The organism is uncultured Pseudomonas sp. (assembly GCF_943846705.1).
Classification (GTDB): domain Bacteria; phylum Pseudomonadota; class Gammaproteobacteria; order Pseudomonadales; family Pseudomonadaceae; genus Aquipseudomonas.
Window position 1 is genome coordinate 872,113 of the sequence record NZ_OX044366.1, and the last position, 16,330, is coordinate 888,442.

Annotated in this window: 15 protein-coding genes; 7 read left to right on the top strand and 8 right to left on the bottom strand. The window is 59.7% G+C overall.

Features of this window, described 5'->3' with window-relative positions:
- Positions 1-614: 614 nt before the first annotated feature.
- Positions 615-986, top strand: coding sequence for a GreA/GreB family elongation factor (locus tag Q0V31_RS04225; protein ID WP_298184803.1), 372 nt, complete (start codon positions 615-617; stop codon positions 984-986).
- A 221-nt stretch (positions 987-1,207) separates the two neighbouring features.
- On the opposite strand, the gene Q0V31_RS04230 is transcribed toward Q0V31_RS04225, so the two are convergent.
- The 8 genes from Q0V31_RS04230 to Q0V31_RS04265 form a co-directional block, all read right to left on the bottom strand.
- Positions 1,208-1,513, bottom strand: coding sequence for a hypothetical protein (locus tag Q0V31_RS04230; RefSeq protein WP_298184805.1), 306 nt, complete (start codon positions 1,511-1,513; stop codon positions 1,208-1,210).
- Between the two features lie 44 nt (positions 1,514-1,557).
- Complete coding sequence (gene creD, locus Q0V31_RS04235) at positions 1,558-2,907, bottom strand: cell envelope integrity protein CreD (RefSeq protein WP_298184807.1); 1,350 nt, start codon at positions 2,905-2,907, stop codon at positions 1,558-1,560.
- 165 nt (positions 2,908-3,072) lie between these two features.
- Complete coding sequence (locus Q0V31_RS04240) at positions 3,073-3,225, bottom strand: DUF3096 domain-containing protein (protein ID WP_298184809.1); 153 nt, start codon at positions 3,223-3,225, stop codon at positions 3,073-3,075.
- 114 nt (positions 3,226-3,339) lie between these two features.
- On the bottom strand, positions 3,340-3,774 hold the full coding sequence (locus Q0V31_RS04245; protein WP_298184811.1) for a CBS domain-containing protein: 435 nt from the start codon (positions 3,772-3,774) through the stop codon (positions 3,340-3,342).
- 152 nt (positions 3,775-3,926) lie between these two features.
- Positions 3,927-5,360, bottom strand: coding sequence for a two-component system sensor histidine kinase CreC (creC, locus tag Q0V31_RS04250; RefSeq protein ID WP_298184813.1), 1,434 nt, complete (start codon positions 5,358-5,360; stop codon positions 3,927-3,929).
- Entirely contained in the window at positions 5,360-6,046 is a 687-nt protein-coding gene (creB, locus tag Q0V31_RS04255; RefSeq protein ID WP_298184815.1) for a two-component system response regulator CreB, read from the bottom strand. Before creB ends, creC begins: the two co-directional genes overlap by 1 nt.
- A gap of 256 nt (positions 6,047-6,302) precedes the next feature.
- Positions 6,303-8,333, bottom strand: a complete 2,031-nt coding sequence (locus Q0V31_RS04260; RefSeq protein ID WP_298184817.1) for a methyl-accepting chemotaxis protein — start codon at positions 8,331-8,333, stop codon at positions 6,303-6,305.
- A 160-nt stretch (positions 8,334-8,493) separates the two neighbouring features.
- On the bottom strand, positions 8,494-9,720 hold the full coding sequence (locus Q0V31_RS04265) for an HD-GYP domain-containing protein (RefSeq protein WP_298184819.1): 1,227 nt from the start codon (positions 9,718-9,720) through the stop codon (positions 8,494-8,496).
- Between the two features lie 1,180 nt (positions 9,721-10,900).
- Here Q0V31_RS04265 and proV point away from each other — a divergent pair.
- The 6 genes from proV to betI all read left to right on the top strand — a co-directional run bounded on the left by proV (position 10,901) and on the right by betI (position 16,215).
- Complete coding sequence (proV, locus tag Q0V31_RS04270; RefSeq protein ID WP_298184821.1) at positions 10,901-12,106, top strand: glycine betaine/L-proline ABC transporter ATP-binding protein ProV; 1,206 nt, start codon at positions 10,901-10,903, stop codon at positions 12,104-12,106.
- Positions 12,099-12,980: a choline ABC transporter permease subunit gene (gene choW / locus Q0V31_RS04275; protein ID WP_298184823.1), complete on the top strand. Its 882-nt coding sequence runs from the start codon at positions 12,099-12,101 to the stop codon at positions 12,978-12,980. Before proV ends, choW begins: the two co-directional genes overlap by 8 nt.
- Positions 12,981-13,009: 29 nt before the next feature.
- On the top strand, positions 13,010-13,954 hold the full coding sequence (locus tag Q0V31_RS04280) for a choline ABC transporter substrate-binding protein (protein WP_298184825.1): 945 nt from the start codon (positions 13,010-13,012) through the stop codon (positions 13,952-13,954).
- A 58-nt stretch (positions 13,955-14,012) separates the two neighbouring features.
- Entirely contained in the window at positions 14,013-14,870 is an 858-nt protein-coding gene (locus Q0V31_RS04285; protein ID WP_298184827.1) for a glycine betaine ABC transporter substrate-binding protein, read from the top strand.
- Positions 14,871-15,117: 247 nt separating this feature from the next.
- The gene (locus Q0V31_RS04290; RefSeq protein ID WP_298184829.1) at positions 15,118-15,558 is read left to right on the top strand and encodes a YtoQ family protein; all 441 of its coding nucleotides are present in this window, start codon (positions 15,118-15,120) and stop codon (positions 15,556-15,558) included.
- A gap of 63 nt (positions 15,559-15,621) precedes the next feature.
- Positions 15,622-16,215, top strand: coding sequence for a transcriptional regulator BetI (betI, locus tag Q0V31_RS04295; RefSeq protein ID WP_298184831.1), 594 nt, complete (start codon positions 15,622-15,624; stop codon positions 16,213-16,215).
- The last annotated feature ends 115 nt before the right edge of the window (positions 16,216-16,330 follow it).

Here is a 16,330-nt window from a genome sequence, read left to right on the forward strand (position 1 = left end):
AGCGGCAGTCGCCAAAACAACATGACGCCGCCCCACCCGTCTTGAACAATAGACCGCGCGGCCCGACACGGCTTATTGCAGGGTCAGAGGGTTATCCAGATAATTAACCAGCGGCCATACAGTTAAACTGCGACAAGGCCACAGCGCAGACGAAGCAAGTCACTTTGCACAGGGTAGCGACTGTATTAAACAATGCCGTCGAACAATAACGTTCGAAGCGCAATAAACTATTAAACTTGACGCGGTAACGCGTTAATACGCACAAACCCCTACGCCAACGGCAGACAGCCCATAACCCCCAAAGCAGAGGGCTTGCTTATATTTCCAGATGCATTATGGTAGTACCTATAGACAGCCGAGCAAAATAATAAAAACAATCCACCGGTTACGCTCTTTAAACCACTTGTTTACCGACATAAACCAGCAAGCACGCTAACTACCTGCTCAGCTGCGGCACGACCAGTGGATATATTAAATACTGCTGCACGACAGACGAGGTTTAATTTAGCGGCGACGCTAAACACCGCAGCCTGCGGATTAAACTAATTAACAACATCAGCACCGCCCGTTTATTCACCCGGTTTAATCCGGATTTGTTGCGTCTAGGAGACACCATGACGTTGCATGCACGTAAAGCCCTGTTAAAAAACACCCGCGTTTGCCTGATCGGCCCGCGTGACCTGACCACGCTCATCGGCAAACTTGACCGTATCGAACGCTTCCGTTCGAGCGGCAAAATTGCTCAGGTGGCCACCGTCGGCAGCACCCTCAAGCTACTCGACCTTGAGGCCGACAGCATCGCCGAGCTGACCTTGGTGGCAAACAGCCAGAGCAGCCACGAAACCCACGAGGTTTCGATCTTCTCACCGCTCGGCAGTGCGTTACTGGGTGCGGTATCAGGCGAGGTCATTTCCTTGCAAAACTTCGCACGGGGTTGCCGTTACTTGGTGCTCAGCGTGGCGGATTCAGACGCCAGGGTCGATTAACCCAGGCACCCTCCACGCTGCGCGTCGCTGATGGGTCGCTCAGCCACCCATCAGTGAGCAAGCCGTTTACCTCCTGGCCGTGGCATCACGCGCACGAGTTCCATCCAGCGATACCGGGTGAGCCGCCCAAGCGCGCTCACTCGGGCAGGGAAACAGCCGAGCAATCCGCCGCGCCAGTAGATACCCCGCACGCGCCTCCTCACGCAGCCCCACATGCCCGCTCATCGCACGAACCACAGGCGAAAGAAGCCGGCGGCCAGTAGCAGGCCAATCTGCCCGAGCGCCGCACACAGGCTGAGGAACGACTGCACCGCGCGGCTTTGCGTGGCGTTACTCACGCCCGTCAGGTCATTCCAGAACGCTTCCGGCAGCAGTAACAGGCTCAACTGCGCCAAGGGCTGCCCCGTCAGCTGCAGCGCCTTGAGCAGATCAAACTGGCCACAAAACATCAGCCCCAGCAGCACCAGCAGAGCGACCGCGAGGCCCAGGACGAAACAGGCGGAAAACTGCATCAATACACGCATCATATTGGGCTCCCCAGCGGGCGCAGCCTGAGCGGCGCCCTGGTTGGTCAAAGGCTGCTGGCCGGACTGGTTTTGCCCACGCCGTACCAGTCGAGTTTGCGCGTCAGCACCATCACCCCCGTGAGCACGCCAAACACCAGAATCGAGCCCATCAGCAGCGCGTAGTCCTCGGCATTCAACAGGGCAAACAGCAAGCCGTAGAGCGCCGCCAACAGCAGACCGAAGCCCCCGCCACGCAGCGCACTGTGCAACACATGGCTGACGTAGAAGCCGATCAGCAGCACGCAGGCGGTTGCCGCAATGGCGTAAGCCAGAACAAAACTCAGGTGCTCGGACAGCGACAGCAACAGTAGGTAAAACAGCGCCAACGACATGCCCACCAGGGCGTATTGCACCGGGTGTACAGCCATACGTTTGAGTACTTCAAAGAGGAAGAACACAGCAAAGGTCAGGCCGATAAACAGCAACGCGTATTTAATCGCCCGCTCGGTTTTCAGGTACTGATCCACCGGGTCGATAAAGCTCACCCCAAAGTTGCGCGCGGTCAGCGCATTGCAGCTGTCCTCGTGCACACAGTCACGCAGCGCCTCTTCCAGGTTGGTGGCGAAGAAACTGGTCTGCCAGTGCGCCTTGAAACCAGTCGCCAGCACCTCGCGGCTACTCGGCAGGTACTCACCGACAAAGCTCGGGTGCGGCCAGTCGGCGCTCAGCTCAACCCGACTGTCACGGCCGACCGGGGTGATACTTAATTGCTCGGTGCCTTGCAGCTTTAAATCAAAGGCGAACTCCAGCACCTGTCCGCCCTGGCTATCGAGCGGCGGCAAAGGTGCATGCACACCGGCCCCCAAACGCTCATCGCCCGAGCCTGGCGCAAAACCCCAGTTGCCGCCGTTAAAGCGCAGCTGCAGATCGTTGCTGATACCGCGAATATCACTGATGCCAACGGAGAGGAATGGCGTGGCGAATTGATACAGACCGAGGTCATCACCCAAGCCAAGCCGCGCCGGTAGTTTGAAGGCGCCACTGATTTGGTTGTCGCTGCGGTACAGCAACGCCTTGTAGATACCCCGCGCACGCTCCTCGGTCGCCACCGTGCCGTTGAGCACAAAGCGCTCCGGCAGAAAGTACAAACGGCCGCTACGTCTTTGCTCTTCCATATAGCGCTCACCGGTCTTGGCGTGGGTTTTCCACTGGTGCCAGACCTTGGTGTACGGCATCACCAGAATCGGCCCGGTGAGCTGCTGGCGGTAACTGGAACTGCGCGCGATGTCCTGCAGCACCTCGGCGCGCTGGTACTGCCGCTCACTGACCAACCCATCGATCATCGACAGCGGAATCAACAGCAGCAAAATCAGCAGCGCGACAGCGCCCAGCTTGAATCCCAGAATGCGGTTCATGGTGCAACTCTCCGATACGGTTTAGGTAGGCAGAGTCTGGGCAGCGCAGATGGGGGTTTTATGGAGGGCAGATGGAGAGTGCGTGGAGAGTCTGGGCAAACGGCCTGGCGGCACTAGAAGGCGAGTTGAACGCAGCCGCCCCGGCAAACCGGGGCGGCGCAACGCTTAGAAGCGCAGGTTGAAATTGCCCGTGCCGAATATCCCGACCAGGCCAACCACGATCAGATAGATCGCCACGATGTAATTCAGCAAGCGCGGCACCACGAGGATCAGAATACCGGCGATCAGCGAAAGTAGCGGAGTCAGGGCAAGGGTCATAATCGTCACCTCAGGGTTATTGAGCAGCCAGTATGCGCGTGCCACCCAAACCGCACAGCACTATCCACCGCTAAGCCTTTGCTACGCCTGAGGTGCGCAGCAGGCTGAATAGCACTACTCGCCGCGAATGTATTGTTCCAGTTGCTGAATCAGGCTGGCCTGCTCGGCGATGGTGTGTTTGACCAGATCACCGATCGACAATAAGCCAATCAGTTCGCCCTCAGCCAATACCGGTAGATGGCGTAGATGGCGGTCGGTCATTAGCTGCATGCAGTCCTGCGAGGTGTCACGCAGACCGACGGTCAGCACATCGGCGGTCATAATCTCACTGATCGCAATGTCGGCAGCCGAGCGCTCTAACAAGACAATCTTACGCGCGTAGTCACGCTCGCTGACGATGCCCGCCAGGCGCCCCTTATCCAACACCACCAGTGCACCAATGCCCTTTTCGGCCATCAATTTGATGGCCTCGAGTACCGACGTGGTCGGCGTGACGCTATAAACCGCAGCCTGTGGCTTGGCACGGAGGATCTCGGCGACTGTGATCATGCAGTGGCTCCTACTCAGTTTCTTATTAGGGAGTAACAATAAGGATAGTGCCCGGCCTGGCCCTCGTCGCCAACCCATGGGGTCGATCAGAGCACCTGCCCGGACTCAACGCAACCCTTGGCATCAAGCAAGGGCAATGCCAGAGGCCGCGCTCAATCGTCAACGAAACGCGGTAAGCGCAGACACACTTCGACCCCGCCCTGGGCATTACCGATACGCAATGTGCCGCCGTGTAACTGCATCACTTCCTCGACAAAATTCAGCCCCAAACCGGTGCTTTTGCGCCCGCTGCTGGGGCGCGGCAGCGAATAGAAGCGCTCGCTCAGGCGCGCCAGGGCGTAATCCGGAATGGCCTCGCCTTGGTTAAACAGGCGCAGTTCGAGCTGTTCACCCAGGCGTTCGGCGCTGAAGCGCAGCAGCCCCCCCAGAGGCGTGAAGTCCAGGGCGTTATCCAGCAAATTGCTGAGTGCCTGACGCAGTACAAATGCCTCACCGCAGGCACTTAACTCCGCGGCAATCAGGTTCTCAATACGTAATTCAGCGGCGGATATTCGCGCCATTTGCGCCTGTAACAAGGCATCAACCAGCGCCCGCAGCGGCACCGCGACCTGCTCTTCCAGCCCCTGACGCTGCTCAACCTGAGCCAGGTGCAGCAACCGCTCGATCAGCTGCTGCATGCGCGCGCTTTCCTGATCGATATTGGCGACGAAGCGCTGGCGTTGTGCGGCGGGCATCTCGCTATCGAGCAATTCCGCCGCGCCGCGAATCGCCGCCAGCGGGCTTTTCAGTTCGTGGGTCAGGGTGTGCACGTAGCGCTCGACATAGGCCTTGCCCTCCAGCTCAGTGCGCATGCGCTCTATGGCCTCGGCCAGTTGCGCCAACTCACCGCCACGTACGCTGGGCAACTCCGCACGTTGCCCGGCACTCACCGCCTGCGCGTAGCGGGTCAACTTGCGCAGCGCGGCACTGAGCCACCAGGAGAGAAATGCACCAATCAATAAGCCCAATACGATCAAGCCACCGCCAAGCCAGGCCAGGCGCTGCTCAGAGCGCTCGATATAGGGCTGCAGCGTGCGGTTGGGTTTGGCCACCGAGACCACGCCGATAATCTGCGCGCCATCCATAATCGGCGCGGCCACGTACATCACCGAAGAGTCGGGGTCGCTGGGGTCTTCCTTGGTGGAGCGCGCCCCGTATTCGCCGCGCAGGGTGCGCAGTACATCGTTCCAGCGTGAATAGTCCTGCCCCACCGCCGTGCCCGTGGAGTCCAGCAAGACCATACCTTGAGCATCGGTAACATAGATGCGGTGGTTGACCTGGGTTTTCTCCACACCCCAAATCTGCGCCTGCGGCTGGCGCTGACCGTAAGCCTGCAACACCTGCGGCAAGCGACTCTGCTGCAAGCGCCCGGCCTTGACCTCGTCACGCAGAATTTCCGCCAGCAGGTTGGCGGTATCGACCAGGGTTTCTTCGGTGGACTGGCGCACCCCTGGGCGGATTTCATCCATCACCGTGCTCAGGACAAACCAGCCGGCCAGGCCAACAAACAGGAAGTACACCAGGAAGATGCGAATCCCCAGCGGCATCAGGCGTGTCTCGGCGAATAGCTGTAGCCAAGGCCGCGATGAGTCTGGATCGGCTCGGCATTGGTGCTCACCTGACGCAGCTTGGCGCGCAGACTCTTGATATGGCTGTCGATCGTGCGCTCGTAACCAACATCAGCCGCCACGCCCAAGCCATCAAGCAACTGCTCGCGGGAGAACACCCGCTCGGGCTGCGCCAGCAGGCTTTGTAGCAGGCGGAACTCGTGGCGAGTCAGGCTCAGCAACTGCTCGTGGTAGTGAATTTGTACACGCTCAACATCTAGCCGAAACGGCCTGTTGCTTAGGCATTCGGCCTCAACTTGCCGTGGCGCCATGCGCTTGAGAATGGCCTTGACCCGCGCCGCCACTTCACGCGGGCTGAACGGTTTGACCACGTAATCGTCGGCACCGATTTCCAGGCCCACCACCCGGTCGATTTCCTCGCTGCGCGCCGTAAGAAAAATCACCGGCACCTCGGAAAATCGCCGCAGGCGTTTGCACGCCTCAAAACCGCTGATATCCGGCAGGCCGACATCAAGAATCAGCAGATCAGCCGGTTTGCACTGCTGCTCCGCCAACGCCTGCTCGGCCAGGCTGACCCAGCGAGTGGTGAAGCCTTCGCTTTGCAGGGCGAAAATCAAGGTGTCGGCAATCGCGGCTTCGTCTTCGACAATCAGAATGTGCGGCATGGGCGTCCTGCTCGTGGCAACTCGGCGAGGAGCCTGCGGCAGGCCGCTGCCAGCGTCAAGGCTGGTCGCAGAGCAGTAGGATGGGTTAGCGGCGCCAAGCCTTGAACCCAACAAAATCCACGCAGACGGAGCGCCGCGCAACCCACCACCTTGCGAGCCCCGCCGACCGCTGGTGGGTTACGGCGCTGCCACATGCGCACCATCCGGTAAAACCCCGACATGCGCCTAACCCACCCTACCGGTCGCGACGAGTCGGTCAATCAAGCTTGAAGCGCGCGGTGTTCTGCGCCAACACCTGGCTGCCCTGGCGCAGTTGTTCGGCGGCACTGCTCACCGCCTGCGCCCCTTCAAGCAAGACACTGGCGGCCTGGTCGACCTGTTGAATATTGCCGCTGACCTCATCGGCGGTGGCGGCTTGTTGCTCGGCGGCGGTGGCGATCTGCGCCAAGCGGTCGGTCACCCGTTGCACCGACTCAACAATCGCGTCCAAGTCATCACCCATGGCCAGCACGCTGCCAACATCACCCTCGGCCTGACGCACCGCATCTTCCATCTGCGTCACCGACTGACCGACCACGCGGTGCAGGTTGGCCACGGTTTCGGCAATCTCCGCTGTGGAGTTCTGCGTGCGCTGCGACAACGAGCGCACCTCGTCGGCGACCACGGCAAAACCGCGCCCCTGTTCGCCAGCCCGCGCGGCCTCAATAGCGGCATTCAGCGCCAGCAGGTTGGTTTGTTCGGCGATGCCCTTGATCACATCCACCACGCGGGTGATCTGCTCGGTCTGCGTGCGCAGCTGCTGCAAGGTGCTGGCGCTGTCGCCCAACCGGCTGCTGAGCTGACGCATGCTTTCGCTGGTGCGGTTGCTGCGTTGATTGCTCTGGTTGGCGATCTCGCGAGTCTGCTTGGCCTCCACTGCGGCCTGCTCGCAACTCTGCGCCACGCTTTGTGCCGTGGCCGCCATTTGCGTGGCGGCCGCCGCAATCTGGCTCATTTGCGCCTGCTGCTGCTCCACCGACTGCAAGGCATTGTGCGCCTCGCCATTGAGTACCTGCACAGTGCCGCCCAGTTGCTGGCTTTGCTGATTAACCCCCTGCATCGAGCCGCGCAACTGGTCGACTGCACTATTCAGGGCCATGGCGATGCTGGCCAGATCATCCGCTCCGTGTACCTGCATGCGTGCGCACAGGTCGCCATCGCGCAGGCCTTCGGCCGCGACGATAATCCCGGCGGTGCTGCGGCGGATTGAGGCATTCAGGCAGAACAAGACATACAGCGCCAACAGGGTCAGCAGGCTGAAGACCCCAATCGTCTTGAACATAGTGCTCAACGCCTGCTGGCGATAGTCACCGAGGCTCGCCGCAAACTGCTGATACAGCGCCGCCTGTAGATTCAACAACTGGCTCTGCAGGGCTTCGATACGCTGCACGAACTGCGCAGGAGTCAACGCCATCGGGCTGGCCTCGAACATGTCGCGGTCAATCCCCGCGAGAAAGGCTTGGTAACCTTGCAGCGCCTCGTCATAGGGCGATTGCAGTTGACGCATGGCGCGCGGTGCTTCAAGCCCCAAGGTCGATTGCGCCTTGAGCAATTGACTGTGCGACTCATCCAGGCTGCGCCGCAGATCACGAATCAACACCCGGCTCTGCAGGGTGAAGTGCTGCGACACCACAGCGCCATAACCCTGGCTGGCAAAGTCGCCCAATTGTTCGAGCAGGCGCGGCAAGGTGTAGGTCAGCTGCTCCATCATCAGGTAGGTGTCGAGGTTCGGGTCGAGGATCAGGCCGCTGTCAGTGGCCACCTGTTCACGCAGGGCAAGCAGGCCCAGGAGGTTCTTTTGGTAACGTTCGAGGGCATCCGGCAGGGCCAACTTACCCAGTACATCAACACCCAACTCGGCCTGCCCAGCACTGATGCCCTGCCAATGCTGGCGGGCCTGGTCACTCAGCAGCGCTGATTTGAGTGGCTGCTCCAGCGCCTGCAAGGCCGGCGCAAGGTGAGCGGCGCGCTCACGCAACAGCGCTTCGGCGGCCGTCTCGGTGCCCTTCCAGCGCGCCAGCAGGGTGCGCTGCTCAATCAGCGCCTGTTGCACGCCGGCCATGCCCTGCAGGGCCTTGCTGCCTTCCAGCTCATGCTCGATGGCGTTGAGCCGATCGAGGTTATTGCTGCTGATCACCCACAATGAAAAACCCAACGGCAAGGCAAACAACACGAACACCAGCTGAAACTTGCGCGCGAAGCTGAACCGCTCCAACAACCGCACACCCGGTTTGAGTACTCCCGTCATACACACCTCAACCTGAGAAGGGCGGCCAGTTCGGGCCGCGCCAAAGCTAAGTCAAAGCAAAAAGCACGCCCAAGCGGCGCGCCTGGCGGTCGTAATGTGTGCAGCAGGAGTGAAAGACAGGAAGCACTGAGGCACGGGGCGCCTACCTCCGCGCAGGCGCTTAACCGGCTAGGCCACTCCAGAGTTCGTCGACATGGCGAAACCCCCACTTCTCGGCCGTCTCGCGGCCGACGATTTTGTCACGCCCAGCCAATTGGCTGAGGTCGATGACTTCGCGCGCAATCGGCATTTTGCTCTTGGCCGAAAAAAATACTTTGACCATGGGCGTCAACAGGGAGCCGGTTTTCTGCTCCATGACCACACCAATGCGTCCGCTTTCCAGGCGCACCAACGAGCCCACCGGGTAGATGCCCACAGCTTTGACAAATGCCTGGAACACCAGGGGGTCAAAATGGCCTTTCCACTCAGCCATCTTGCGGATGGACTCGCCAGGGTCCCAACCGTTCTTATACGGTCGGTTGGAGGTCACCGCGTCATACACATCACACACCGCGCCCATCCGCGCGTACAGGCTGATTTGCTCACCGGCCAGACGATGCGGGTAGCCCGTGCCGTCGATTTTTTCGTGGTGATGCAAGCACACATCCAGCACCAGCGCGCCGACCTGCTTGCTGTCGAGCAACATCTGCGAACCGGCTACAGGATGGTCGCGCATCGTGGCGAACTCGTTGTCAGTCAGCTTGCTGGGCTTATTTAGGATGTCATTGGGAATAGCCATTTTGCCGATGTCATGCAACAGACCGGCAAGCCCGGCTTCACGCACCTGAACATCATCCAAGCCCAGCTGGCGGGCCAGGGCAATCATCAGCGCGCAGACGGCCACTGAGTGCATGTAGGTGTATTCATTGGCATTTTTCAGGCGCGCCAGGCTGATCAGGGCATTGGGATGGCGCAACACTGACTCGGAGATTTCCTCGACCAGCTCGCCGGCCTGCTCAAACTGCAAGGCCTGGCCCATGCGTGCATCGCCAAACATGCTGATGACTGCGGCCTTGGCAGTGGCACATAGCTTGACCGCACGCTGCAGTTCTTCCTCCATCGACGAGGTCAGCGCTTCTGGCTGGCTATGCGCCACTGCCAACAGATCTGCCTCGGTTTGCGCCGCCACTTCCTCAGTGCTGGCACTGACGGTGCCTTGGGCAACATCCAGGCCTTTACTGACGTCAATCCACAACTCGCCAACGCTGCTGGCTTGAACCCGCTGCAGGTCTTTCTCGCTCTCAAGGCGAAACTTTGACTTCCAGAAAGGATGGTCCATCCAGGAGCCACAGAACTCGTGGATGTACATACCGACACGGACGTCGGCAACAGCGATGCGCTTCAGCATGGATTACACCCGGACAAGACAAGAACCAACGGCTGTAAACAGCGTAGATGATCAGGCGGGCTATATTACTGGGAACCTAGGGAGTGGGTGGCAATAAGATATCAGCGCAGAAAGATGGCTCACCTGCATGATGCAACCACCTTAAATCAGCGCTGAAAATGGATTTTTAGCTACTTTTAGCCGAAGTAACAGTGTTTTCCTGTAAATACACGCCAACAAGCTAACTTAGACGCGTTGCCTTGCGCCCGTCCATGCAGCTGAAATCGCCCTAAAACCGCGACTCATGCACGCCTGAGCATCGCCGCCACAGGTCGAGGGATGTCCAGCAAACCAATAACACTGACCGACAGCCCGGCTTTGCACGCCAAAACCCGCAGGCAATCGCGGTTAAATCCAGCCAAAAAAATCACCCACCCTGAGCACAGCCTACGCGAAATAATCAGGCCTTTTTTTACCCCGTCAGCCGTCGCCATTCTGCGCGGATTTATTGCCCTCTCGCGGTCGTTTTTTTAGCAAGCGATACAGAGGCTTTTCGGTTTTAGACTGAACAGTCAATCAACAAAAACCTCCAAAAAAGGCATTAGCGCAAAAAAAATTAGCGCTTTTTGCGATTGCAGCGCAGCCCCCTAACCGCCTTACCTGTGGCCATTTCAAACACTGCGAACCACGGCTGGCGCGGCCTCCAGCCTTGGCCATGACAGGGAAACATCTGTTATTGTTTTTAAAGGCAGTCGCTAGGCCGCCGCACTTCAGCGTACTTATTCACGCGATTTGCACCGCTGATCGTTAACGGTTTTTTGGCGCTGATCACGACCCGCTGAAGTTGTTCGTCGAGGCGAACGCGACCTGGCTGACTATCGAACTGACAACGCACCTCCTAACGAGATGTGTTTGCCCGAATCATCGGGCGGTTTCACCCGCAGAGGATATGGATCACGGTTTGCAATACGGCAAAGAACGGTTTACTCAACAGCACTCCCGCGTTTCGCCCACGGTCATTGCGTACCTGGAGCGGGGCCGCCTCTATGCCCGACGCCATCCGCGTCAACCCGCCGCGTTCCCCCTCCCTGCCTACACCCACTCAAGCCTGCCACGCTCGCCTTTGTCAGCGCGCTGTACGTTATTGCCTTGGCATTTGCCTCGCGCAGCTACGCAGGCCCCTTGAAGGGACACACACTGCATGCCATCTGGAAAAATAGTTGTCGAAAACCTCTACAAGGTCTTCGGTGATCAGCCACAAGACGCCATCGACCTGCTCAAGCAGGGCTGGGATAAAGAGCGCATCCTCGCCGAAAAAGGCGCTGTAATTGGCGTCAGCGACGTGTCGTTCAGCGTTGAGGAAGGCGAGATTTTCGTGCTGATGGGCCTGTCCGGCTCGGGCAAGTCGACCCTGATTCGCCTGATCAACCGCTTGGTCGAGCCCAGCGCGGGTAACGTCTATATCGACGGCCAGAACGTCGCCAAGATGCCGCAGGCGGAACTGGTGGAACTGCGCCGCCGCGACATGAGCATGGTCTTTCAGTCCTTCGCCCTGATGCCTTCGCTGAGCGTGCTCGATAACGCGGCCTTCGGCCTGGAAGTGGCCGGCGTGGCCCGCAAGGAGCGCGCAGAAAAAGCCATGGCGGTGCTCGCCCAGGTTGGCCTGGACAGCTTCGCCGACAAGTACCCGCATGAGCTGTCTGGCGGCATGCAGCAACGCGTCGGCCTGGCTCGCGCCTTGGCGGTCGACCCGTCGATGATGATCATGGACGAGGCCTTTTCGGCCCTCGACCCACTCAAGCGCCGTGAGATGCAGGACCTGTTGCTCGACCTGCAAAAAGAGCATCAGCGCACCATCATCTTCGTCTCCCACGACATCGAAGAGGCCATGCGCATCGGCACCCGCATCGGCATCATGGAAGGCGGCAAGCTGGTGCAAGTTGGCACCCCGCAAGAGTTGGTGGACCACCCTGCCAACGATTATGTGCGCAACTTTTTCGACACCGTCGACACCAGCCGCTACCTCACCGCCGGGCAAATCATGACCGACACCGTGCCGCTGTATGGGCATGATGGTGAAGCCCCGGATGCCGCGCAGATCTGCCAGGACCTGCAGGAGCAAGACCAGCACTACGCCTTTATCGTCAATGAAAACAACGAATTCCAGGGCTCCATCAGCTTGGAAAAAATTGCCTTGATGGTTAACGGCGACGCCACCCAACCGCTGCAAAACGATGCCTTGCTGCAGGTCGAGCCGCTGTCCCACGACATGCCGCTGGAGCAGGTCATCGAACGCGTAGTGGAAACCGACGGCCCGGTGCCGGTGGTGGACGAAGACGGCCAATACAGTGGCTCCATCAGTAAGGGCCGCCTTCTGAGCCGCATGCAGGGAGAATCCAATGAGTGAGAAAAAAATCGACCTAGGTACCTGGGTCAACGACGGCGTGGAATACCTGCTGGATAACTACAGCGGTGCGTTCGACAGCATTGGCAGCGTGGTCAATGGTTTCTCCGAAGCCCTGGAAAACCTGCTGATGTGGCCACCGGCCTGGGTGTTGATTGCCTTGTTCGTCGGCCTCGGTTTGTGGCGTATCGGCGTCAAGTTCGCCGTGTTTACCGCCATTTCCTTCGCCCTGATCGTGCTGACCGGCTTCTGGGAGCAGACCGTGGTGACCCTCGGCCTGACCTTCTCGGCCACGTTCATCAGCCTGCTGCTGGGTATTCCCCTGGGTATCTGGGCCGCCAGCAGTGAGCGGGTTGCTACCACCATTCGCCCGGTGCTGGACTTTATGCAGACCATGCCGGCGTTCGTCTACCTGATCCCGGCGGCCATGCTGTTCGGCCTCGGCCGCGTACCCGGAATCATCGCCACGGTGATCTTCGCCATGCCGCCTGCGGTGCGCCTGACCAACCTCGGCATCCGCCAGGTGAATAAAGAAATCGTCGAAGCCGGCCAGTCGTTCGGCTGCACCGGACGCCAGCTGCTGTTCAAGGTGCAACTGCCCAACGCCATGCCTTCGATCATGGCCGGGGTTAACCAGACCATCATGATGGCCCTGTCGATGGTGATCATCGCCTCGATGGTCGGTGCCGGCGGCCTGGGTAACGAGGTACTGGCCAGTATTCAACGCCTGGATATCGGCCTCGGCTTTGAAAGCGGCATGGCTGTGGTGCTGCTGGCGATCATTCTCGACCGCATCACCGAAAGCTTCGGCAACCCACAAATCGCCAATCGCCCCGGTGTGTTCGCCTGGCTCAACGCCAAGCTGCAACGCCCGTAGCACCCTATTTTTTGCTTAAGGAGTTAGCCATGAACCCGATTAAAAGCCTTGCCAGTGTCACCCTTATCAGCTGCGCCCTGACCCAGGCCGCCTGGGCCCAGGAACCGGAAAGCTGCAAGCAGGTCCGCTTCGCCGAAATCGGCTGGGCTGACATTGCCGCCACCACCGGTGTGGCCATGACCCTGACCGAAGGCCTGGGCTACCAGCCACGCAAAGTCATGGCCTCGGTACCCATCGCCTTTACCGGTGTGAAGAAAGGCCAGATTGATGTCTTTCTCGGCTACTGGGCGCCATCGATGGATGCGGTGATTGAGCCGTTCCTCAAGGATGACGGGGTAAAAGTGCTGCCAAAAGCCAACCTCGAAGGTGCCAAGTACACCCTGGCCGTGCCGACCTATGCAGCCGAAGCGGGCCTCAAGAGCTTTCAGGACATTGCCAAGTTCAAGGACCAGCTCAAGGGCAAGATCTACGCCATTGAGCCGGGCAATGACGGCAACCTGCTGATCGAGAAAATGATCGATGACAACCAGTACGGCCTGGGCGACTTCCGCATGGTCGAGTCCAGCGAAGCCGGCATGCTGGTGCAGGTGCAACGTGCGGTGAAGAAGCAACAGCCGGTGGTCTTCCTCGGCTGGGCGCCGCACCCGATGAACACCCAGTACGACCTCACGTACCTGGACGGCGGTGACGAGGTCTTCGGCCCTGATTACGGCGCGGCCAAGGTCTACACCGTGGTGTCGAAGGATTACCAAGCGCGCTGCGCCAACGTCGGCACGCTGCTGAACAACCTGCAGTTCAGCGTCGAGATCGAAAGCCAGCTGATGGAAAAAGTACTCGACAAGCAAGATCCCAAAGAAGTTGCCAGCGCGTGGATCAAAGCCAACCCGCAGGCACTTGAGCAGTGGCTCGAAGGCGTCACCACCTATGACGGTCAGGACGCCGTGGCAGCCGTGAAACAACACGTCGGCCTCTAAGCCCGACTGCAACAGACCCACGCAGCCGCAGAGCTGCCATAACAAGAGAATCCGTTTTATGTTGAATCTGAAAAAAATCTGCCTCGCCAGCCTCGGCGCCGCCACCTTGGCGCTGGGCATGTCCAGCGCCATGGCCGCCGACAAAGCCGAACTGAAAATCGGTTTCGTGAACGGCTGGGACGACAGCGTGGCCACCAGCCATGTCGCCGCTGAAATCCTGCAAAGCAAACTGGGTTATAAGGTCGAACTGCTGCCGGTCGAGCCCGCCATCATGTGGAACGGCGTCGCTCGCGGCGACCTCGACATGACCCTCAGCGCCTGGCTACCGGTGACCCACGGCGAGTATTACGCCAAGGTCAAAGACAAGGTCGAGACCCTCGGCACCAACTACAACGGTGCGAAAATCGGCCTGGTGGTGCCGGACTACGTCAAAGCCAAGAGCATTGCCGACCTCAACACCTACGCCGATGACTTCGATGGTCAGATCACCGGCATCGATGCCGGCGCGGGCATCATGCGTCGCACCGAAGAGGCGATCAAAGAATACAAGCTTGACCTCAAACTGCTGAGCAGCTCGGGCCCGGCCATGGCCTCCGCGCTGGCCCGCGCCGAGAAGTCGCAAAAAGCCATTGTCGTACCGGGCTGGGTGCCGCACTGGATGTTCGCCAAGTGGAACCTGCGCTTCCTTGAAGATCCGCAAGGCGTCTTTGGCGATGCCGAACACGTCAACACCGTGGCCAACCCAAGCCTCAAGGACAAGGCACCAGAAGCCGTGGCCTTTCTCAATAAGTTCAACTGGAACAGCGCAGAGATCGGTGCGGTAATGCTCGCCGTACGCGATGGTGCCGAGCCCAAAGCAGCGGCCAAAGACTGGGTCGCCAAACACCCAGAGCGCGTGGCCGAGTGGCTCAAATAAGCAGCCTTGGTTGATATGCAGAAGGCGAGCTTATAGCTCGCCTTTTTTAGCCCTGTTACTTGCTGACAGCCGCTGACGGCTTAGTCGATGCGCGGGGGTAGCGATGACGGTCGGCGCGTCTCGACACCCCACGACCAAGCATCGCCATCAGCCGCCACCATGAAAAAGCCCGCCTGGCGTGGCAAACTGGCTGACCGTTAAAGGCCGTGACGCCTCCATTCACCATCTAGTTCTGCAAGAGGTTCCCATGACCTGGACCGTATATCTCTCCGGCGAAATCCACAGCGACTGGCGCGAGCAAATCATGGCGGGTGCGCAACAACTCGGCCTGGACATCGCCTTCACTTCCGCCGTCACCGACCATGACAGCAGCGACGCCGCCGGCGACGTGCTGGGAGCGGAAAGCCAGCCCTTCTGGCGCGACCACAAGTCCTCCAAGGTCAACGCGATCCGCACGAAAAATCTGATTGAAAAATGCGACATCGCGGTGATCCGCTTCGGTGATAAGTACAAGCAATGGAATGCCGCCTTCGACGCCGGTTATTGCGCCGCGCTGAGCAAGCCCTACATCACCCTGCACAACGACGACATCATTCACCCGCTGAAAGAAGTCGACGCCGCCGCCATGGCCTGGGCGCAAACCCCCGAGCAGGTGGTCGAACTGCTGCGCTACGTCACCACCGCATAAGCACCTGGGCCTCTGCGCCACCGGCACACAGGCCCGCCCTATAACCTGCACACGGAGCACCCAATGCCCAAGGTTGGCATGCAACCCATCCGCCGTTCGCAACTGATTAACGCCACCTTGCTGGCGGTTGATCAGGTCGGCCTGAGTGACGCCAGCATTGCCTACATCGCGCGCCTGGCCGGGGTGTCCAACGGCATCATCAGCCATTATTTCAAAGACAAGAACGGCCTGCTTGAGGCGACCATGCGTCACCTTATGCACTCGCTCACGCTGGCGGTGCGCGAACGCCGCGCCGCGCTGCCCGAAGACAGTGCACGGGCGCATTTGCGCGCCATCATCGAAGGCAACTTCGACAGCAGCCAGGTCAACGGCCCGGCCATGAAAACCTGGTTGGCGTTCTGGGCCAGCAGCATGCACCAGCCCGCCCTGCGCCGCTTACAACGGGTCAATGACCAGCGCTTGTACTCCAACCTGTGCAGCCAGTTCCGCCGGGCAATGCCCATTCCCGAGGCGCGCCAAGCCGCGCGAGGCATGGCGGCGTTAATCGACGGTCTCTGGCTGCGCGGCGCCCTCACCGGAGAAACTTTCGACACCCAGCAGGCCGCCAAAATCGCCTGCGACTACCTCGACCTGCAACTGGGTATCAGCACGCCTTAACGGCGTCGAAAGAAATTTTCTAAACGGGCTGCAAGCCATGTCAGGCAAGGCCTACGGCTGTTTCCTGGATTTTTATTGATTGAACGATCAATAAAAATAACGTAGGCTTAACCCC